Genomic DNA, 18,840 nt, shown 5'->3' with positions numbered 1-18,840 from the left:
GCACCGTCTCTCGGACTCGAGTAGTACTGCCCCGTCACGAGTTCCGTTCGTTTCCTCTCAGTCCCCGTTCGCGGAGACACGGGACGCCGTGACAAGGAGACCTGATCGTGTCTTCTCACTCGGTCCAACCGATGCCTCGAGTCGAGTCCGACCAGGGATCGGCGGTAGTTGCGTGACCGTCACCGATCCGGTAGCCATCCATCCGATGATGACATATCGCGTTACTCACTCACACTCTGCTATCATATTAAAAACCCAATTATTATTCAGTGGAAGAAAATCATTCTGGAACCCTGTTTTCGAGTCATAACCCCAAGGGTCTAACCCAGGAGAATGCCGTTCAAGTTTTGCCGGTTCTAGTCTAGAGCTGAATCAAACGAACTCCGATTCGAACCAGTTCGTCGAACCTCTCGATACGAGCCACTCGTTCATGTTGCTCTTCTATCTTGTCTTTCTCTCTGCTCCTCGGCACCTCATTCGGACCATTTCTTTATTCCCGAGAGTGGGACTACGATGGGGGATTTTGGAGGCACATTCGCACAAATAATACTATTGGATGGCCGTTGACGAGGTCCCTCGAGTACAAATAAATGCCCTTATTTGTGAATGTGGGATAGATTGATATGGCTCCGCTGAGAGCCACCCCGTATGGCCGACGACGAACGAGTCGCCGTCAAGACCTACGTGCCGCGATACCAGAAAGAGATCTGGGAAGCCCAGGCCGAGGAACTCGAGATGAGTCAAAGCGAGTTCGTCCGGACGATGGTGCAGGCGGGACGCACGTCTTACGAGATACCGACGGACGGGACGACCGAGCAGGGTGGCTCCGACGCCGGCGCCGCCGGTGGCGACGACTTCGCGGATCGGATTCTCGAGGTGCTCCAGCGTCGCGGCGTTCTCGACTGGGACGACCTCGTCGACGCCTTGATCGACGACGTCGAGGCCGACCTCGACGCGGAACTCCAGCGGCTACAGGACGAGAACAGGATCCGTTACAGCGGTCGCGACGGCGGCTACGTGGTGACCGACGATGAGTGAGGGCCGTCAGGAGCCAAACACGGTCGAATACTTCCTACAGGACATCGAGCACCACGGCCGGAACGAACGGACCGCAGCGGCCTACGAACGGGTCCTCTCGGACTACGAAGAGTTCCTCGCCGCTCGATTCGAGAAGACCCCACCGGAGGCGAGCTACCGGGACTGCATGGCCTGGGTGCACGAACTTCGTGCTACCCATTCCGAAAGCACCGTCGCGACGTACGCCTCGTATCTCAACCGGTTCTACAGCTACCTCGAGCGGGTCGGACACACCGACGAGAACCCGATGACCGTCGTCCTAGAGGAGATGAACGAGTCGATCGAGTCGAACCCGACTCGACGCGACGTGACACTGCCCGAGATGCGGTCGTTCGTCGGGGAGATTCGTCACCCGCTGCATCGGGCTATCGTGACGATGCTGCTGAAGACCGGGATCAGGGCCGGCGAACTCTGCAATCTGGACCTGATCGACCTCCACATCGACCACGAGGCCCAGAGCTGGCAGCCGCGGGCCCACATCGCCGGCCGCCCGGATTCGCTGTTTATCGCGACCGAGCACACCTACGGACGCGAATCCGGCGGCGAGCGGCGGACAGCATCGAACAAACGGAAACGCGAGACCGTCGTCCCGATCGACGAGGAGTTGAAGGAGGCGTTGCTTCGATGGCTCGCCGTCCGTCCGGAGACGCCCTCGAGCGCGCCGTCAGCCCCTGCGACGGGGCCGCTGTTCGTCGGTACCGCCGACAGCTGGGGCGAGCGACTCACGCCGGATATCGTCCATCACGTGGTCGAAGGGTACGCGAGAGACCGCGGCTGGTACCGCACCGGCGGCGGCGCCGCGGAGAACGTGACGCCCCACTACTTCCGGCACTTCTTCACGACCCACCTCCGCGATCGGACGGGCGACCGCGGGATCGTCCAGTACCTCCGGGGCGACGTCGCCAGCGACGTGATCGACACCTACACCCACAACTGGGGCGACCGCGTCCGGGAGACCTACCTCGAGCACATCTATTCCGTGACGCCCTGAGGCGGATCATATTCTGAGTTCGACCGTCTCACGGCGGAGGTTAGCTATCGTGTCGCTGGCCCGCTGACGGCTGCTACTGGCGAATTTCGTCACGCCGCTCGAGGTAATGATGAACTATCACTACTCGAGTAGTTGTTCGTAACGTCCGAAACCAGTCTCATAAATTGTATGTGGCTATATCCAATTGGTACTGATCGCGACCGAACCGTTCGATCCCTCCAGTCGGAAAACCGCACGCGAGACGGCTGTACGCGGTCGTCCGTTTCGAGAACTGACCTCGAGTCAGGTCTCGACCGCGAGTTCCGTCTCGAGGTCGGCTCCGTTCAGCAGCGCCCGAACGGCCGCTGCGGTGTCGGTCACTTCGGGCCCCGTCTCGAGCAGGACGGTCTCGCTGGGGAACAGTTGCTCGCCCAGCAGGAGGCCGTGCTCCCGTGCCGTCGACCCCGTCACGGTCAGATAGACCCCGAGTCCGGTGTCGGCGATCGCGGCCTCCTCTTCGCGGCCCTCCGCGGGATACTCGAAGCCGACGCCATCGAGGGTTCGGGTGCCGAGGACGGCCTGGACGAGCCGTTCGTACCGCGGTTCGATACACAGCGGTCCCTCGTAGGACTCGAGGAACGACCGGTCGAGCGAGTTGCCCGACGGGGCGACGTCGGGCGTGGCCATCAGCGTGTGGTAGACGGTGTCGCCGAGACCGGTGACAACGCGGACGTCCGTGTCCGCGGGGTCGATCCGAGCGTTGATATCGGCGATCCGATCCAGCGGCTCCGGCCGGAGTTCGACGACCTCCTCGAGAATGAGGTCGGCGCTGTCGAACCCGAGCGCGAACTCGTGGGTCCGCAGCGCTCGAAACGGTTCCTCGCGGCCGATCAACTGGACCGCCGCGTCGTCGGGGACGCCGTCGACGCCCTCGAGCGGGATCGTGACGCTGTCGAAGACGATCCGGCGGGGTTTCCCGGCGCGGTCGTCGCGCAACAGGGTGTACTCCGGTTCGGTGGGATCGTCGACGGCGCTGTAGTCGGCGAGACGATGGTAGACGTGTTCTTCGGCGTCGGGTTCAGAATCGACCGTTCCCTTCGTGACCGCCTTCTCGTGGCGGAGCGTCGACGTGATGTCGTCCGCGAGCTCCGGGACGTCGAGTCGACGCGCGAGTCGGTCCAGCACCGACTCGAGGGGTCGTCCTTTCCGTGGCACTGCGATCGGGATCGTCTCGCCCATCGCTCCGTTCTCGACCGCCGACGGATAAACGAGTTGCGTTTCCAGCAGAACGGTGACGAGCCCGTTACTCCGAGAACATCGAACCGAGCTGGTCGCGCCAGTCCTGAATGTCCGTGACGTCGGCGCGGACGTCCTCGATGTCCTCCTCGAGGTCGTCGACCTCGCCCTCGAGATCGTCGAGATCGTCCGAAACGTCCTCGACGTCCGCTTCGACCGTCTCGATGTCCGTCTCCAGGTCGGTTACGTCGGTCGAGAGTTCGTCGACGTCGCCCTCGACGGCCGAGACGTCGTCCGCGACTTCTTCGACGTCCGCTTCGACGGCGGTAACGTCCTCAGAGACGTCGTCGAGCCGTTCCTCGGTGTCCTCGACTCGAGTCCCCATCGCGTCGAACTCGTCTTCGAGCGCCGCGAGATCCGACTGGAGCTCCTCGATGAGCTGCTCGCCGGTGCCGTTCTCCTCGAGGAAGGCTTCCAGGGCGTCGGTGTAGGCCAGGACCTCCTCGACGCGCGACTGGAGGTGGTCGACCTTCGCGATCTCCGGCCCCGACGGTTCGAGGTCGAGCGCGGAGCGAAGGGCCGCCAGATCGTCGTCCTCGAGTTCGTCCTCGCGAATCTCGGCCGCGAGACGTGCGCCGATCGATCCCTCGACGGTCGCGGGCTCAGGTTCCGCGTTGTCGGCATCCGCCGTCGACGTTGGGGCGGGGGCCGGCTCGGCGTCAGGTTCGCTCGCTTCCGCCTCGTCGTCCTCGAGCGAAGTCGCCCCGTCGTCGGTTTCGTCCGCCTCCATCTCGGGTGTGTCCTCGTCGCTCTCGCCGGTAGTCGGTTCGGTCGTTTCCTCGCCCTCGTCGTCGGTCACGTCCGGCTCGGCGGCTTCGTCGTCCGGCTCGGCGGTTCCGAGGTCGACCCCCGCCGCATCGGCGTCGTCCGTCTCGGCGCTGGCCGCAGCGGCCTCGAGATCGAGTTCGATCTCGGGTTCGTCCGTCTCATCGGCCGCGCCGTCGACGTCGTCCTCGTCCGCCACGGTTTCCTCATCGGTCTCGTCCGTCTCGTCGGCTCCGAGATCGAGTTCGACTTCCGTGTCCGGCTCCTCGGTCTCCTCGTCAGTATCCGCGGCCGAGTCCTCGGGGCCGGGAATCTCCTCTTCTTCGAAGCCGAGATCGATGTCCGGCGCATCCTCGGCGTCGTGCTCGTCGACGACCGAGTCGTCGGGTTCGGGGTCGACGTCGTCGAGGTTCAGATCGAGGCCGGACGAGTCGTCGACGGAGTCGCCCTCGAGGGTCTCGTCCTCGACGTCGTCAGCATCGTCGCCCTCGTCCTCGGTATCGTCGGCCGCAGCGTCCGCGTCGTCGTCCGCTTCCTCGAGTCCGGGTACCGACTCCGAGTCGCCGGCGATCATGTCCTTGACCGGTTGATTCCGGTCGTCGGAGACGATGTTACCGATGACGTCGTCGTCGACCTCCTCGGCCTCGGTGTCGCTCTCGGCGTCGGAGCTGACCTCGACGAGTTCCGGCTTCGTCAGGAACTCGGTGGCCTCGCTCTCGTCTTCGATTCGGATACCGTAGACCGTCACGAGCTGTTCGTTCGCCTCGAGACTGCCGGTGAACTCGACGTGGTTGTCCTGGAACGCGGTCCAGTCGTCGCTGTGATACTCGGGGTGGAACCCGACCTTGTCCATCGGGAACGATTCCGGGATCTCCTCGGAAAGACGAAATTCGACCTGATCCTCGCGATCCGATTCGATCTCGAACCGGATTGCAGGGACGGGAAACTCGTCCGCCGCAAATGTCTTCCGAACGGACAATCCGTCGGCGCTGACTTCGACTTCGTCGTCCGTGTCGGCGGTGCTACTCATGAGGCCAACGTTACCACAGCATTACTATAAATGATACGGACAGTATCAGATCTGTTCACGAACTCCGTGGCCGGCGACGACGGTCTAGAGATCGATCCGATCGCCGATCTCGACGATCGCCAATTCCTGTGGATGGTCGAAGCTCTTGGCGTGGTGGTGGAGGACCGTCGGATCGGTCGTGAGTCGCTTCCACATATCCCAGTGGCTCGGCAGGAGTCGCTCGAACTCGAGCGACTCGGCGGCCTCGATGATCTGGTTCTCGTCGTTGTACCAGCGCGTCCGCTTCGGCTCGCCGGTCTCCTTGTCGGGGATCATTCCGACGGTGCCGAAGGCGAGGATACCGAGGTCGATGTCGTACTCCTCGCCGAGTCGATCGAACTCATCGCTCGGCTTCGTATCACCACCGTGGAATATCGTCCCGGTCTCGTGTTCGAAGACGTAGCTGACCGGCTGGGTCGAGTCGGGGTCGTGCGCCGTTTCCACGTGGACCGTGAACTCGCCGATTTCGATCGTCTCGCCCTCGCTCACGTCGACGAACTGGTCGTCGTCGAGCTCCCACTCGTCGGTCCAGTTCTCCTCGCGGGCGACCGCGAGGCTGTCGTCGGGGGCGTAGAACGGCGCATCCGTCGACTCGAGGATCGGCGCCTGACTCTCGCCGTGGACGTGATCGGAGTGTTCGTGCGTCGCGAGCACGGCGTCGGCCTCCGTGACGTCTTCGGGGTCGAACGGCACGGGGATCATCCGGATCGTCCGCGGCGGCGTGCCCAGCCCGAGGTACGGATCGATGTAGACGGTCGTTCCCTCCCGTCCCTTGAGGACGAAGCCGTTGCAGCCGAGATACCAGATCCCGACGCTATCGGGCGAGGCGTCTTCGATGTCGCGGACGAGCCAGTCTCCCCAATCACTTTGAACCATGTGCCAGGGTGGGAGGACCGACTGGGTAAGTGTTATTGTCTCGACGGACGCGAAGGGACTCGAGTCTACCGGGGAGTGGGAGCCGGAAACGAAGAGTAATCGGTGGTGTCGCGATCGAGACGGGACGATCGATGCGGGCTTTCAGGGCCCTGTGCAGCGGTATCGACCGCCTCGAGGGTACCGTCGACGGATCGGACCGCTGCTACAGCGAAATCTCGAACTCGACGGTCTCGTCGATCGCGTCCCGACTGTCGAGTCGCGAACCCAGCAGCTGTCGCATGAGCACGACGAGCCCGTTCCCCGGCCCCTCGCCGAGGATCGCCGTCTCGTCGTACTCGTTGTCGCCGGCCGGCGTCCCGAGGGTTCCGAGCATCACCGCCTCGCGATCGGCGAACACGAGCCGGCCGACCGACTCGCCGTTCGCCGGCAGGTCGAGCCAGTCGAGTTGGGATTCCCAGAGGGTCGCCTCCGGCACCCGCTCGCGGACGAGTTCGCGCACGCGCGGGTCGGGCGAGCCGACGTAGACGTCGACGCCGCGGTCGAGCGCATCCTCGATCCGGCGGATACAGCCCTCCTCGAGCAGGCCCGTCGTCGTGAACATCATGAACAGCTCGTCGTCGGCCCGCTCGCACAGCGACTGGCCGGTCGCGACGATCCGCTCGCGGCCTTCCAGCGTGCGAACGCCCTTGTCGCTCGAGTCGGCCGCTGACTCGTCGGTCGCCGATCGTTCGTTCTCGCTGTCGGCTCCGGGGTCGACCGCAGTCTCGTCCGCGCCGTCGGCGTCGGTCTCGAGCCACTCGACGCGGAGATCGGGGTGGCCTTCGTAGGAGACGGTCTCGCTCTCGCCGTCGTAGCCGATCAGCCCGGCGTCGCGCAGCAGCGGCAGGTGGAGATGGTGCAGCGAGAGTCGAACCTCGTCGACGCGCTCCCGGGACACCGCTCGCTCGGCCGTCCCGTCCTCGCGGGCCGCGACGTCTCGAGCGAGCGTCTCGGCCGAGATCGGGTGATACTGGTTGGCCAGCACGGTGAGGATCGTCCGGCGTCGCGAGTCCGAAAGTGCGGCGAACAGCCCGTCGAGATCGCCCGCGTAATCGGTCGTTTCGAGCTCGAGGAGGGCCGCGAGTTCGGCGTCGTCGAACAGCGGACGGTCGGCCGTGACGAGTCGGCCGTCGTCCGTCTCGACGAGGATGTCGGCCCCGAGCAGGGCGGGCAGGATGCGGTGGGTGCAGTCGAGGCGCGCGCGCCGGTGGTCGTCCTCGGTGACCGCTGCGAGCGGTTTATCATCGGTTACCGCCGCGAGCTCGTAGGCAAGGTCCGTTTTCGCGACGCCGCCCGGCGATCGCTCGTGAACGATACGGAGGGCTTCGCGCCGGGTTCCGTCGGCGAGCGCATCGAAAACCTCGTCTCGAGACATCGGTCGTCCGCTAACACCAAGATTACTCATCAACTACTGGTCTGTGCTAAGGGGGCTAAAGAACTGCTCCAAACCACTTTGGAATCAGTGCCAGATTACCATCCTTTTCCTGAATATCTTCATTATACCTCTAAATTCCCGAAAATAGTAGAACCGAATTTCGGTATTGTATATATAATAGTACATTCGACGATGGAGTTCAAGCGCTCGTGACGGTCGCGCTCGTGGTATAGATGGCCGATTACTATCAGCCTCAGGTACCCGTCTGTCGAGTTGGATACCGTCGAGTATCGAGATGAGAGGAATGATTGCGACAACGGCGGGAACGCTCCGATCGAACTCGTCGCGACGGCGGCCGGGCCGCTACCAGGTTCCGTGGAACGTGTCGAAGGAGAGGTCCTCGAGGGACTTGTTGCCGACGGCGATCTCGTACTCGCCGGGCGTGAGCATCGGCTTGTGGAACTGCGGGCCGTCGTCGGTCGTGATCCGCGGACAGCCGGTGTTGACGAACGCGTCCATGTCGAAGTTGCGCAGGCGGTCCGGCGTCACCTCGTCCATCGTGATGAGGTAGGCGTCGTCGTTGTCCGCGAGGATCTCCTGCGCCTGCTCCCAGCGACCCTGCCCGATCTTGGTACAGAAGATGACGCCCCACTTCTCGGCGTCCATCGCGCGGTGGACCGCGCCGTACCGCTGTTTCATGAACTTCTCCGTGTCGGCGACGGTGACGACGTTGTTGACGGGGTCGGCGATGACGACGTGTTTGTCGGGATATTCCATCGCCAGTCCGAGGGGATGGAACTTGCCGCCGCCGACGTAGAGGACCTGATCGGCGGGCACGTCCGCACTCGCGTAGTTGCAGCCGAGCACCTGCCCCTCGTGGGTCAGCCGCTCGTCGCCGCGACGGCTGTGAACGTCGTAGCCTCGCTCCTCGAGGAACTCGCTCATCTCCTCGTAGCGGTTCATGTGCTGGGCGGTCGTCACGAGGCCGACGTCCTCGGTCTCTTCGGGCGGCTCTAAGGTGTCGAGGGCCTCCTCCATGATCGGCGTGACCTCGACGTTCGAGAACAGCGGCACGTAGATCACCTTGTCCGTGTTCTTCATCGGCGAGTGGCCGAAGTGGACGAACACGTCGGTGCGCTTCATCAGATAGGTGTCGAGATCACAGGCGCCGTAACAGGGCTGACCCGAGAGCATGAACGTCACGTCGTCGTCGGACAGTTCGCGGAGGTCGTCGGCGACGGCCGGGCCGCGCCGTTTCAGTCCCTCCGGGAACTGCAGGCCGACCTTCTTCGCGTCTCGCTCCTCGATGGCTTCGACGATCTGCTCGAGTTCGTAGTCCCACTCGCGGTCGTGTTTGAGCTGCATTCCGGTGTTCCGGAGGTCCCCCTCGGTGTACTCCGACTCCTGACTCATTAGCAGTCCTAGCGGCCACGGACGTAAAACGGCCGCGCTTTTCGACCCGTCGTTGGACGGCTCCGTGCGGGGTCCGCTGTCGGCGATACTGAGAGTGTTTGCGCGTTCCTGTGCGGGCGCGCGAAAGGGAAAAATTGGCCGCGGTTGGTGGCTTCGATGTAACCTCAGAACCCTGCCAAAACGGATTGGTTTCGCGACCCAACAGTCATAGTACTGGAGTGTAAACGGGGAGCTAATGTCAGCGGAACAGTCTCCAGACGGATTTTTCTTCGACCTCTACCGTCGGTACATCGGCGAGCCGGAGGATCGGACCGACGTTTACGTCGGCTTCGGTCTGTTCCTCGGCGGCATCGGCCTGGCGAGCATCGCGCTGTTGCTCTTCCTGTGGAGCAGTACGTTCGAGGCCCGTAGCGCGGCCCACATAACGTGGGCCGAACCCGCGTATGGTATCGTCATGATCGCACTCCCGCTTCTCATGCTCGGGATCGTGGTCCTGTTGCCATCCGAGCGCCGGGTCCTGTACACGTCGGTGGCGGGCGTGGTCGTCACGCTCGTGGCCGTTGGCGGCTTCCTGTACGCCTACCCCGACGACTGGAACGGCTATGGAGCGGACTACACGGCACAGATCGTCGCGATCTACGCGATCGGTCTCGCCGGACTGACAGCGTCGACCGGTGCGGCGCTGATCGCCCACTATCTCGATATGGCCCAGCGCGTCCAGGCCGTCGAGACCGACGACGGGGACGAGGAAGACGAACTCACCGACGCCGACGTTCGGGGCGACATCGACGAGGCGATGGAGGACGTCGAACTCTCCTGGGGCGGCGTCCAGAAGACCGAACACAAGCGTCTGAGCTTCTCCGAGGATGAGTTGGACGAGGTCTCGATCGACGCCGACGCCGGGACGAAGACGACCCGTTCGACCGGCGTCGACGCGCAGGTCGCCGGACTCAAGGGGCTGAAAGGCGGCGAGACGAAGAAAACGACCTCGCAATCGACGGTCGACGATCAGACGGCGAAACTGAAGGAACTCCGCGAGCAGCAGCGGGCCGAGGAGATGGCGACGGCCGACGACGACGGGTCACCGCTGTCCGGCCTGTTCGGCCGGTTACGTCAGCTACTGGGTCGGGAGTAATCCTTCGCTACCCACTGTTAAAATATCCTTATTGCCACGTAGTTTGATCTGTAAGCAATTCACATAGATTTATAATCCGTGGGCCACCTTGGCCAACTATGGCGAAAGGCCTAGACGTTGGAACGATGAACATCCTGTCAGCACAGCAGGATGGGAACGACACGGTATTCGTGCAGCAGCGTAACTCCTTCGTAGAAATCGAGTACTCGGATATGGCCGAGCAGATGCTCTCGCGAAGTGAAGTTCTCCACATCCGAAAGGACGACAAGGTGTACGTCGTCGGTGACGACGCACTCAACTTCGCGAACATTTTCAACAAGGAGACCCGCCGACCGATGAAACACGGGATCCTCTCGAACGACGAGAAAAGCGCGATCCCGATGATGAAGCTCATCATCGAGCAGGTCGTCGGCGAGCCCGCGTATCCGGACGAGAAGCTCTACTTCTCCTCTCCGGCGGATCCGATCGACTCGGATCTCTCGACGCTGTACCACCAGAAAACGATCGAGTCGTTCCTCGACGACATGGGATACGACTCTGAACCGATCAACGAAGGGATGTCCGTCATCTACAGCGAACTCGCGGACAACAACTTCACCGGGCTGGGTATCAGCTTCGGGGCCGGCATGACGAACGTTTGTCTGGCCTACTACGCGGTGCCCGTCATGAAGTTCTCCGTCGCCCGCGGTGGCGACTGGGTCGACGAGCAGGCCGCCCGCGCGACGGGTACGCCCGTCGACAAAGTCACCTCCATCAAGGAGGACGACTTCGAACTCGACTTCACGACCGATGTCGGCGGCGTCGAGGGCGCGCTCTCGATCTACTACGAGAACCTGCTCGACTACGTCATCGAGAACATCGTCAAGGAAGTCGACGAGGAGGACGTCGAGGAAGGACTGGACGTCCCCGTCGTCGTCACCGGCGGCACCTCGAGCCCCAGCGGCTTCGAGGCGCTGTTCCGTGACCACTTGCAGGACGCGAACATTCCGTTCTCGATCAGCGGCGTCACGCACGCAAACGAACCCCTCTACAGCGTCGCACGCGGTGGCCTCGTCGCCGCCCGATCCGACGAAGACGTCGACCACGAGGCCGACGAGGACGTCGAAGCGGAAGCCGAAGCCGAGTAAGTCGCCCTCGTTACCGTTTCTTTCCGTCTGATTCTCACCGTTCAGCCTGTCGTATCGACGCACTCGGTTCGAGTTCGCGTTCGAGTTCGACGGCCCCCACTGACGTTCAGCGCTCGTAGAACCGGTTGAACGCGTCGCGCCAGGATTCCGGCTCCTCCCCGTCCCGGATGTGCTCGACAGGGATGTCCGCGAATCCACAGTGGGGACACATGGTCGTCGAGACGTCGCCCAACGAGAGTTCCTCGAGCGAGCCCTGACACCGTGGACAGTTCATATCCGACTCACTCACACGGACTCTCCTTAACTCTATTCGAAACTATCACGAAAAAGTATATTTCGACCGTCGGAAGCGCCGGCTCGTCGCCGAGTCAATTCACGTGGTATTACTACTGAACATTTACAAAGGTTTTTGTATGCAACTAGTGTATCCGATCGCAATGAGTACGTCATCGACTCCCGAACTCGAATCGACGATCGACCGCTGTCGACCCGCAGACGCCACCCCCGTCACGCTCGAGGCCGAGACGCTGGACTCGACGGCGCCGGAGTACCTCCGCGATCTGAAACGCGAACTGACCGACGAGGGACTGGTCCCGGCCCGCCTCTCCGTCGACGCCTGTTTCGACGAGGACTGCTCGCTGGCCACCCAGGACGAGATCGAACGCGTGCGCGGCTACGTGCGTGCGGGCTCGTTCCTCGGCGTCGGGAGCGTAACGGTTCGCATCGACGACGTCGCCGATCCGGCGAAGGTCCGCCCCGCGCTCGCGGCGTGTGCCGAACGGGCCGAACGCGAGGGGCTCGCGCTCGAACTCGAGGGGCCTATTACGATCGACGCCTAACGCGTCGGCATGTCCGGTCCGTCGCGGCGCACGCTCGCTCGAGCGCTCGAAGCGCTCGCCGATTTCGCCGATCCGTCACCCGCCCTTGAGCAGTATCTCACGCCGCCGGAGATCGCCGCCCACATCGCCCACCAGGCGCGGATACAGGGCGATCTCGAGGGATGGACCGTCGATCTCGGGACCGGAACCGGGATGCTCGCGATCGCCGCCTCGCTGGCCGGCGCCGAGGGCGTCGTCGGGATCGACGTCGATCCCGAGGCTCTCTCACTGGCCCGGACCAACGCCGCGCGGATCGACGAGGCGGGCAGCGACGGTCCGCTCGAGTGGGTTCGCGGCGATGCGACTCGACCTCCTCTCTCACCGGATTCTGACGATTCTGCCGGCGACCTCGATAGCGATGTCACCGTCTTCTCGAACCCGCCCTTCGGCGCCCAGCGCGGGAACCGCCACGCCGACCGCGAGTTCCTCGAGACCGCCCGCTCGATCGCACGCGTCTCCTATACGATTCACAACGAGGGCAGCCAGGCGTTCGTCGAGTCGTACGCGGCCGACGCCGGTGCCGACGTGACCCACGCGTTCCGGGCCGAGTTCCCGATCGCGAAGCGGTTCGACTTTCACACCGAGGCGGAGGCGACGCTCGAGGCGGAAGTGTTCCGGATCGAGTGGTGAGCTACGTAACGGGAGACTGATCATTGAGCGGTGTGCTCGAGGAAGGGTGGTCAGAAAGAAGCGTTCTGCTATCGTGGCAACGGTGAGTGGCCACTCCCTCCCCAACCGATTCGTTCGCTCGCTGGCTCACGGCTGTGCCGTTCGCCGTTCCGCGGCGCGAAGCGCCGCGCTCCGCTCCCTCACTCATCCCTCGTACGATTTCGTCGGCTCCCCTCGCTATCGCTCGAGCAGCCGATAGCGCACGCCACCGCACATCGATTGTAACATCTTGAGAGAAAGAAACCCTAGAAACCGTCGTCAGGCCTCGAGGTGCTCGAGCCGGGCGTACCGACCCGCTCGCCAGCCCGTCAGGAGCGCGACGACGGTCCCGACGACGATCGCCAGAGCGAGGCCGACGGCGTACACCTCGAGGGGGGTCCGCAGGAGCGACTCGAAGCCGACGACCGTTTCGGTGAGATAGTTGAGCCCACGCGTGAGCAACGGCGTCGCGGCGAGCCCGACGACGCCGCCTATCAGCCCGATGACCAGCCCCTGGACGCCGATCGTCCCCGCGAGGACCCACCTCGAGAGGCCGACCGCCCGGAGCGCGGCGAGTTCGTCCCGCTGCTGGTAGGCCACGAGGGCGAACAGGTTGACCGTCAGGACGACGCCGCCGACCAGCGAGAGCCCGACCAGCGTCGCGCCGCTGGCGAGGACGAGCGGCCGTTCCTCGACCATCGACCCGATCTGCTCGTCGCTGGTGCGGACGTCGTAGCCCGGATACGCCGCGTCCAGGTCCGCGGCGACGGCGTCGCGGTCGGCCCCGTCCTCGACGCTGGCCGTGACGAACGTCGCCCGGTCGGTGCCGGTCGTGCCGGCGACCGCCTGCAGGTCGGTCAGCGGCACCGTCTCGACGTCCGTTCCGAGGAACTGCGAGTAGTAGGACGCGATGCCGACGACGGTGAACTCGTTGTCCCGGGCCGTCTGACGGCTGGTCCCGATGGAGACCGTATCACCGACCGAGACGCCCAGCGACTCGGCCGTTCCGGGGTCGAGGACGATCTCCTCCGTCGTCGGTTCGCTCGGTCGGTCGGCGGCGGAGTAGTTGCCGTCCGAGTGGTTCATCTCGGTCTCGAACCCGCCGCCGGCCTCGAAGCCGAAGCCGTCGTGGGTCTCGTGGACCCCGACCGCCGTCGTCCGCACCACGTCGTCGTCCGTCGCGACGTAGAGTTCGTGCATCGCGATCGGCGAGGCGGAGCTGACGTCGTCGCGCTGGGTCATCTCGGCCGACATCCCGTGGGCGCCGACGATCGGGTTCGCCGTGTCGCTGGATTCGGGATCGATCGATTCGCTCGTGACCCAGATGTCCCGGCCGGCGTTCTCGAGGCCGTTCTCTCCCGTTTCGACGACGCCGACGCCGAGACTCGCCAGCAGCGTCACCGACAGCACGGCCAGTGTCACCGCGAGGACGGTCAGCGCGGTCCGACCGGGAGATCGGCGAAGCTGTGCGAACGCGAGGCCGACGACGGCCCGCGCTCTGACCGCCGCGCGGCGCAGTCGCGGGCTCATCGCCCCACCTCCGTCAGGACGGACGTGCGAGCCGCGACGACGAGCGGGTAGGGGACGGCCACCAGCCCCGCAACGAGCGCGACGCCGATGGCGTAGGGAACGAACAGCGGATGGATCTCGGCGACGGCACCGGGCGCGACGGTCGCGGTGGCAATCCTGTTGACGGTGTAGATTCCGCCCGCGCCGAGTGCGACCCCTACGAGCGCGCCGCAGACGGTCGTCAACAGCGTCGAGACGGCGACGATCGCGAGCCGGCTGCGGGTCGTGAAGCCGACCGACTCGAGGACGGCCAGCGTCCGCCGGTCCTCGTTGACGGTCATCCCCATGGTCGTCGCGACGAACGAGGCGCAGATCGCCACGCCGACGATCAGCGCGAGCAGGCTCGTCGCGAAGGCCAGTTCATCCTCGAACAGCGAGGAGGGGTTGGTTCGGTCGACCGACTCGACGGTCGCCTCGGGATAGGCGTCGGCGGCGGCCGACTCTGCGGCGGCGCCGTCGCCCCACACCAGCACCTGGTCGGCCAGTTCGCCGTCGGACGCCCCGGACAGCGTCTGCAGTTCGCTCAGGTGGATCAGCGCGACCGGCGTCTCCGCCTCGCCGTCGCCGGCCGTCTCGACCGCGGCGACCGTCGACGACGGCGCCGCGCCGTCGGGCAGTTGCTCGCCGCCCGGCGTGAGTTCGTCCCCGGCCTCGGCCTCGAGTCGATCGGCCGCGGCCGCCGAGAGCACGATCTCGCCCCGACGCGGGCCGTCGTACGAGCCGTCGGCGTAGTGGGGATCGCCGGCCTCGAGTTCGTCCGTGGGGAGCCCGGCGACGGTCCGCGATTCGTCGTCGGGAACGACGCCGACGAGCAGGATGCGCTTTGACTCGCCGTCGGGCGACTCGAGCGCGACCGGTTCGACGAGCACCGGCGAGGCGTGGTCGACGCCGTCCCCATTCCGGATCCGCTCGGCGCGCGCGTTGGCCTCGCCGAGCTGGGACTTCTCGACGCCGTCGACCGCCGCGAGGGAGTCGCTTTCCGCGGGAGCGACGCGGACGTCGGCGTCGTCCTGATCGACGGTGGCGCCGTCGGCGAGCCCCAGCGCGATTCCGGTGACGACGATCAGGAGAGCGATGGTCAGCGCGACGGCGGCCGTCGTCGCCGCGAGCCGCCGCGATTTGGTCCCCGTCGCGCGCTTCCAGAGGCGGACGACCGAGACGGTGACGACCCCCCACCAGCGGGCGCGGCGACTGCCCGCGGTCGTCTCGAACCGATCGTCACCTGCCATCGTCGACCACCCACCCGTCGCGAAGCGTGACCACGCGGTCGGCGACGGCCAGCGTCGCGTCGTCGTGGGAGGCGACCAGCACGGTCCGGTCGCGTCCGATGTCCGTCAGGAGATCGAGCACGTCCGCGCCGGTGGCCGTGTCGAGCTCCCCCGTCGGCTCGTCGGCGACGATCACGTCCGGATCCGTCACGAGCGCCCGGGCGATCGCGACGCGCTGGCGTTCGCCGCCGCTGAGTTCGCCCGGGGAGTGGTCGATCCGATCGCCGAGGCCCACCTGCTCGAGCAGCGACTCGGCCCGCTCGCGTCGCGTCGATCGGCCGATCCCGGCCTGTACGAGGGGGAGGGCGACGTTCGCGCGGGCCGACAGCGACGGCAAGAGGTGAAAGCGCTGGAAGACGATGCCGACATGGTGGCGTCGCAGCCGCGTTCGCTCGCGGTCCGAAAGCGACGTGAGGTCGGCCGTGTCGAGCAGTTGGATCCGCCCCGCGGTCGGCACCAGCAGTCCGCTGACCGCGTGGAGGATCGTCGACTTACCGCTGCCGCTCGGCCCCTCGAGACCGACGGTCTCGCCCGCGCCCACCTCGAGCGTGACGTCTCGAAGCGCCGTCACCGTCCGGTCCTCGCTCGAGCGACCGCGGCCGCCGCTCGAGCCGTACTCGTGGGTGACGTCCTCGAGGCGAACGGCCGTCGGCGATTCGCGCTCGTCGGTGGTCGTCGGGCCGGCCTGGGGGGTCGTCCGCCGGAGTGCATGGTCGCTCATCGGTCCGTAGGTCAACTCGATCGAACGGACCACGCAGCGGGTCATTGTTTCTCTCCGGCTTCCCGAAGCCACGCGGTCGTTAACGGACGTTGTGATCGCCGCAAGAACGTCTTCACGAACGCACCGTTATCGAGACCTGATTGTTCGAGAACGCGAGCGATACGCGCTCGAGCCCCGGCGCTCGGCGGTCGAAACGTGAACGTATTACTGACTGTCGTCCGTACGAATCGGTTTACGGGGGCGGTGTCGGCGCTACGAGGAGACGGGAGAAACGACTGTTCCGCGCGGTCCGTCGGACCTATCTGTACGTCTCTCGGCTCGCGACTGCGACCCTGGTTCCGTCGGCGCTCGCGTAGATCGTGTCGTCGACTCGCTCGAGCGTGAGTCCGCCCGCGGTCTCCGACTCGCCGGCGGCGGGCACCGGCGTCGTCTCGACGGTCTCGCCATCCTGGGACTCGACCGCGAGGACGAACTCGCCGTCCTGGGACTCGATCGTGACGTTTCGATCGTCGATACGGACGTCCGCCTGCGAGCCCTCCGACTCGTGGGCGAGCCGTCGGTCGCCACCGTCGGGCCAGATCTCGACCTGATAGACGGTGTCGTTGCCGACCGGCTCCCAGCCGGTCCGTTCGACGTGGACGGTCTCGCGCCAGCCCGGGCCGCCGACGACGACCTCCGCCTCGCCGGTGAAGGCGAGCCGGTTGGCCGGAACCACCTCCACCCAGAGCTGGCGCTCCTCGCTGACGACGATCACCCCGCTGGACTCGAGCGAGACGGCCTCCGCGAGCGGTCCCACCTGGACCGGCGAGACCTTCTGGTTCTCGACCTCTTCGGCGTACTGGATCGTGTAGTCCTCGATCTCGACGGCCGACTCGGAGGAGACGGTCGCGTCCTCGATCACGAAGAGGTTGACCGGGACCGCCGTGCCGGCGACGACGGCGAAGACGGCCAACACGGCCAACAGTGCCGTCTTGCGCCGCGTGACCGACGAGAGCCGCGTCGATCCGCGATCGGCCGCCGCCGTCGCGATCTCGCCGATCCGCTCGAGGGACGAGGTCGACCGCCGATCGCTACTGCGGGCGAGCTCGAGCGGCCGTGCGACGGTCGGGCCATCTGATGATCCGGAACCCGACCCGCCAAATCGAGCGAGGCGGCGCTCGAGTCGGGCGGGGACGACCGGTCGCTCCGAGGCCGTTATCGCGACCGTCACCACGAGCGCGAGGGCGACGACGATTAGGACGCCGGGGCCCTGGAAGAGGTAGTAGACGTTCGCGCTGCCGAACCAGTAGATCTGCCACAGGCCCTGGGCGAAGCCGAACAGCAGGATCGCGATCCAGACCCGGAGCGCATCGGGACGGCGCCCCCGCCGCCGGAGGAGCCCGATCGCGAGGACGAGCCCGATGAAGAACCCCAGCGCGTGGCCCTGGATGGCGATGCCCGCCCACGAGGGCGCCGACGGGGGGCGGGACTGGGAGACGTAGACGCCGATCGGCGTCTGGAGCGCGCGGTAGAGCGTCAGCAGCGCGCCTTGCACGCCGAGCACGCCGACGAGCGTCACGATCGGATAGTGGACGAGCGCGAAGGCGGCGAAGGCGAAGACGACTCCTGAGAAGCCGATCACGGGGCCGAGCGCGAACAGGCTCGAGCCGATCGTGATCGCGACGACGATCAGGGGAAAGATCACCAGCGCGCGGATCCACGGGTCGGTCCGCCACGACGCGAACGCCGTTTCGCCCCGTTCGTCGGGGTAGTGGCCCCAGGCGTACTCCGCGATCGGCGCGACGACGGCGGCGCCGGCGAGGTTCCCGATGAGGTGGCCCGGTCCGGCGTGGGAGAACGACGCCGTCAGCATCCCCAGCGGGTAGAAGTACGAATACGCCCGGTAGGGGAGCGTTACCGGGTTCCCGAACGCGGTGATTCCGTCCTGGACGAACAGGTAGACGCAGTAGACCAGCGCGATCACAAGCAACGATCCCCACGGGACCCCCATCACGAGCCGCGAGCGGGCGACGTCGCCCCAGCGGCGGGCGGGACCGTGGAGTCGGCGGACGACGGCGACGGAGGCGAGCACCGCGGCCACCACGAACAGCGGGACGACGACCGACAGCGCGATCGTCAGGAGGGCCTCCTGGGAGCGCATATCCAGTGGTTCGGCCGCGACTGTATATGGGTTTAGGTTCGTCCTATCGCAGTTGCGCGAGTGTCGATCACGCACGCACGTTCGATCACCCACCACCGATCGCCGACCCTCGAGCCCGAACAGAAAGCTACAAGCGGCCGACGACCGGAACGGTGGACATGGAACTGCGGGTCACCGAGAGCACCGACACCGAACTCTCGATCGAGATCGCCGGCGAGGATCACACCTTCATGAACGTCCTCAAGGGCGCGCTGCTCGAGCACGAGAACGTCAGCGCGGCCACCTACGACGTCAACCCAGAACAGTCGGGCGGCCAGACCGAACCCATCCTCACCATCAAGACCGAGGGCGGCGTCGATCCGCTCGAGGCCCTCGAGGATGCGGCAGTCAACGTCCGCGAGAAGGCCGTCTCCTTCCGCGAGGCGTTCGAAGCGGCCGCCTGAACGATTTCGACACCCGATCTCGGGGGCTCAA

The 18,840-nt window shown here is 65.5% G+C and carries 17 protein-coding genes; 7 read left to right on the top strand and 10 right to left on the bottom strand.

What is annotated here, in order from left to right:
• The first annotated feature begins 648 nt into the window (after positions 1 to 648).
• The gene (locus HTUR_RS08885) at positions 649 to 1,038 is read left to right on the top strand and encodes a DUF5805 domain-containing protein (RefSeq protein ID WP_012942985.1); all 390 of its coding nucleotides are present in this window, start codon (positions 649 to 651) and stop codon (positions 1,036 to 1,038) included.
• Positions 1,031 to 2,068, top strand: a complete 1,038-nt coding sequence (locus HTUR_RS08880) for a tyrosine-type recombinase/integrase (protein WP_012942984.1) — start codon at positions 1,031 to 1,033, stop codon at positions 2,066 to 2,068. The genes HTUR_RS08885 and HTUR_RS08880 overlap by 8 nt, the downstream gene beginning before the upstream one ends.
• Positions 2,069 to 2,350: 282 nt before the next feature.
• Here HTUR_RS08880 and HTUR_RS08875 read toward each other — a convergent pair whose 3' ends face one another.
• The 5 genes from HTUR_RS08875 to dph2 form a co-directional block, all read right to left on the bottom strand.
• Complete coding sequence (locus HTUR_RS08875; protein WP_012942983.1) at positions 2,351 to 3,286, bottom strand: hypothetical protein; 936 nt, start codon at positions 3,284 to 3,286, stop codon at positions 2,351 to 2,353.
• 64 nt (positions 3,287 to 3,350) lie between these two features.
• Entirely contained in the window at positions 3,351 to 5,138 is a 1,788-nt protein-coding gene (locus HTUR_RS08870) for a hypothetical protein (RefSeq protein ID WP_012942982.1), read from the bottom strand.
• A gap of 84 nt (positions 5,139 to 5,222) precedes the next feature.
• A complete protein-coding gene (locus tag HTUR_RS08865; protein ID WP_012942981.1) occupies positions 5,223 to 6,053 on the bottom strand; it encodes an MBL fold metallo-hydrolase in 831 nt (276 codons plus the stop codon).
• Between the two features lie 202 nt (positions 6,054 to 6,255).
• On the bottom strand, positions 6,256 to 7,467 hold the full coding sequence (locus HTUR_RS08860; RefSeq protein WP_012942980.1) for a DUF7344 domain-containing protein: 1,212 nt from the start codon (positions 7,465 to 7,467) through the stop codon (positions 6,256 to 6,258).
• Between the two features lie 363 nt (positions 7,468 to 7,830).
• Positions 7,831 to 8,880, bottom strand: coding sequence for a diphthamide biosynthesis enzyme Dph2 (dph2, locus tag HTUR_RS08855; protein WP_012942979.1), 1,050 nt, complete (start codon positions 8,878 to 8,880; stop codon positions 7,831 to 7,833).
• A gap of 235 nt (positions 8,881 to 9,115) precedes the next feature.
• Between dph2 and HTUR_RS08850 the strand changes: the two genes are divergently transcribed.
• On the top strand, positions 9,116 to 10,015 hold the full coding sequence (locus HTUR_RS08850; protein WP_012942978.1) for a DUF7139 domain-containing protein: 900 nt from the start codon (positions 9,116 to 9,118) through the stop codon (positions 10,013 to 10,015).
• A 98-nt stretch (positions 10,016 to 10,113) separates the two neighbouring features.
• Positions 10,114 to 11,142 carry a hypothetical protein gene (locus HTUR_RS08845; protein WP_012942977.1) on the top strand — a complete coding sequence of 343 codons (1,029 nt, stop codon included), beginning with the start codon at positions 10,114 to 10,116 and terminating at the stop codon, positions 11,140 to 11,142.
• 106 nt (positions 11,143 to 11,248) lie between these two features.
• Here the strand turns inward: HTUR_RS08845 and HTUR_RS08840 are convergent, their stop codons facing one another.
• Entirely contained in the window at positions 11,249 to 11,416 is a 168-nt protein-coding gene (locus tag HTUR_RS08840) for a TFIIB-type zinc ribbon-containing protein (RefSeq protein WP_012942976.1), read from the bottom strand.
• A 163-nt stretch (positions 11,417 to 11,579) separates the two neighbouring features.
• On the opposite strand from HTUR_RS08840, the gene HTUR_RS08835 reads away from it, so the two are divergent.
• Positions 11,580 to 11,981 carry a hypothetical protein gene (locus HTUR_RS08835; RefSeq protein WP_049941663.1) on the top strand — a complete coding sequence of 134 codons (402 nt, stop codon included), beginning with the start codon at positions 11,580 to 11,582 and terminating at the stop codon, positions 11,979 to 11,981.
• Between the two features lie 9 nt (positions 11,982 to 11,990).
• The gene (locus HTUR_RS08830) at positions 11,991 to 12,650 is read left to right on the top strand and encodes an METTL5 family protein (RefSeq protein WP_012942974.1); all 660 of its coding nucleotides are present in this window, start codon (positions 11,991 to 11,993) and stop codon (positions 12,648 to 12,650) included.
• Between the two features lie 297 nt (positions 12,651 to 12,947).
• On the opposite strand, the gene HTUR_RS08825 is transcribed toward HTUR_RS08830, so the two are convergent.
• From HTUR_RS08825 to HTUR_RS08810, 4 genes are all read right to left on the bottom strand, one after another.
• Positions 12,948 to 14,198 carry an ABC transporter permease gene (locus tag HTUR_RS08825; protein ID WP_012942973.1) on the bottom strand — a complete coding sequence of 417 codons (1,251 nt, stop codon included), beginning with the start codon at positions 14,196 to 14,198 and terminating at the stop codon, positions 12,948 to 12,950.
• Complete coding sequence (locus HTUR_RS08820) at positions 14,195 to 15,466, bottom strand: ABC transporter permease (protein WP_012942972.1); 1,272 nt, start codon at positions 15,464 to 15,466, stop codon at positions 14,195 to 14,197. Before HTUR_RS08820 ends, HTUR_RS08825 begins: the two co-directional genes overlap by 4 nt.
• Positions 15,456 to 16,226, bottom strand: a complete 771-nt coding sequence (locus HTUR_RS08815; protein WP_049941855.1) for an ABC transporter ATP-binding protein — start codon at positions 16,224 to 16,226, stop codon at positions 15,456 to 15,458. Before HTUR_RS08815 ends, HTUR_RS08820 begins: the two co-directional genes overlap by 11 nt.
• 298 nt (positions 16,227 to 16,524) lie before the next feature.
• On the bottom strand, positions 16,525 to 18,366 hold the full coding sequence (locus HTUR_RS08810; protein ID WP_012942970.1) for a rhomboid family intramembrane serine protease: 1,842 nt from the start codon (positions 18,364 to 18,366) through the stop codon (positions 16,525 to 16,527).
• Between the two features lie 158 nt (positions 18,367 to 18,524).
• Here HTUR_RS08810 and HTUR_RS08805 point away from each other — a divergent pair, with 158 nt between their 5' ends.
• Complete coding sequence (locus tag HTUR_RS08805) at positions 18,525 to 18,809, top strand: DNA-directed RNA polymerase subunit L (protein ID WP_012942969.1); 285 nt, start codon at positions 18,525 to 18,527, stop codon at positions 18,807 to 18,809.
• Positions 18,810 to 18,840: the final 31 nt, after the last annotated feature.

The organism is Haloterrigena turkmenica DSM 5511 (assembly GCF_000025325.1).
Lineage (GTDB): Archaea > Halobacteriota > Halobacteria > Halobacteriales > Natrialbaceae > Haloterrigena > Haloterrigena turkmenica.
The sequence above is the reverse complement of the archived record's forward strand: the minus strand, read 5'-3'. Positions and strand labels throughout refer to the sequence as shown.

Bases quoted from the DNA above. Each gene is read 5' to 3' on its own strand.
- HTUR_RS08885 (WP_012942985.1), top strand. From the start codon at position 649: ATGGCCGACGACGAACGAGTCGCCGTCAAGACCTACGTGCCGCGATAC.
- HTUR_RS08880 (WP_012942984.1), top strand. From the start codon at position 1,031: ATGAGTGAGGGCCGTCAGGAGCCAAACACGGTCGAATACTTCCTACAG.
- HTUR_RS08875 (WP_012942983.1), bottom strand. From the start codon at position 3,286: ATGGGCGAGACGATCCCGATCGCAGTGCCACGGAAAGGACGACCCCTC.
- HTUR_RS08870 (WP_012942982.1), bottom strand. From the start codon at position 5,138: ATGAGTAGCACCGCCGACACGGACGACGAAGTCGAAGTCAGCGCCGAC.
- HTUR_RS08865 (WP_012942981.1), bottom strand. From the start codon at position 6,053: ATGGTTCAAAGTGATTGGGGAGACTGGCTCGTCCGCGACATCGAAGAC.
- HTUR_RS08860 (WP_012942980.1), bottom strand. From the start codon at position 7,467: ATGTCTCGAGACGAGGTTTTCGATGCGCTCGCCGACGGAACCCGGCGC.
- dph2 (WP_012942979.1), bottom strand. From the start codon at position 8,880: ATGAGTCAGGAGTCGGAGTACACCGAGGGGGACCTCCGGAACACCGGA.
- HTUR_RS08850 (WP_012942978.1), top strand. From the start codon at position 9,116: ATGTCAGCGGAACAGTCTCCAGACGGATTTTTCTTCGACCTCTACCGT.
- HTUR_RS08845 (WP_012942977.1), top strand. From the start codon at position 10,114: ATGGCGAAAGGCCTAGACGTTGGAACGATGAACATCCTGTCAGCACAG.
- HTUR_RS08840 (WP_012942976.1), bottom strand. From the start codon at position 11,416: ATGAACTGTCCACGGTGTCAGGGCTCGCTCGAGGAACTCTCGTTGGGC.
- HTUR_RS08835 (WP_049941663.1), top strand. From the start codon at position 11,580: ATGAGTACGTCATCGACTCCCGAACTCGAATCGACGATCGACCGCTGT.
- HTUR_RS08830 (WP_012942974.1), top strand. From the start codon at position 11,991: ATGTCCGGTCCGTCGCGGCGCACGCTCGCTCGAGCGCTCGAAGCGCTC.
- HTUR_RS08825 (WP_012942973.1), bottom strand. From the start codon at position 14,198: ATGAGCCCGCGACTGCGCCGCGCGGCGGTCAGAGCGCGGGCCGTCGTC.
- HTUR_RS08820 (WP_012942972.1), bottom strand. From the start codon at position 15,466: ATGGCAGGTGACGATCGGTTCGAGACGACCGCGGGCAGTCGCCGCGCC.
- HTUR_RS08815 (WP_049941855.1), bottom strand. From the start codon at position 16,226: ATGAGCGACCATGCACTCCGGCGGACGACCCCCCAGGCCGGCCCGACG.
- HTUR_RS08810 (WP_012942970.1), bottom strand. From the start codon at position 18,366: ATGCGCTCCCAGGAGGCCCTCCTGACGATCGCGCTGTCGGTCGTCGTC.
- HTUR_RS08805 (WP_012942969.1), top strand. From the start codon at position 18,525: ATGGAACTGCGGGTCACCGAGAGCACCGACACCGAACTCTCGATCGAG.